The following is a 431-nucleotide window of genomic DNA, read 5'->3' as shown; positions in this document are numbered from 1 at the left end:
CCCCAGATCACTGACATTTGAATTTCAGTCAAAAAATGCTTTATAGATTTATCATCAAAATCAGCCTTTATTATCTTGTAGTCCCCATCAATATAGTAAAAGTCTTTATCAGATAAATCATGATGTAATAAATAAGTGGCTACCTCATAAACTGGCTGATTATTAAGCCCTGATAGATGACAGATAAAATCTCTAAAACTAATATAGTCTTTCGTAGGCTCTATAAGCCTGTCTATTAAACTCACATTTGCACCCTCACACCCTTAAAGAAAAAAAAGAGCAAGGCGCTGACAGCTAAGGGTGCGGTTGCTGTCTTTCGGCTAATTAGACCTAACCTTGCAATTAGTTATGACAGCGATTAACGCTATCAAGTTCGTTCTTGTCAATTTTGGCAGTGCTGTTTTATAGCGTATTGATATTTTTATGCCTTT

The 431-nt window shown here is 35.5% G+C and carries 1 protein-coding gene; it reads right to left on the bottom strand.

Annotated features, from left to right (window positions below; translation table 11 throughout):
* A partial coding sequence (locus BTV99_RS13375) for a hypothetical protein (protein WP_143507182.1) occupies positions 1-245 on the bottom strand: 245 nt, incomplete at its 3' end.
* Positions 246-431: the final 186 nt, after the last annotated feature.

Origin of the sequence: Psychrobacter sp. Rd 27.2 (assembly GCF_001921755.1) — a bacterium.
Lineage (GTDB): Bacteria > Pseudomonadota > Gammaproteobacteria > Pseudomonadales > Moraxellaceae > Psychrobacter > Psychrobacter celer.
This window is presented reverse-complemented; position numbering and strand designations above follow the sequence as displayed.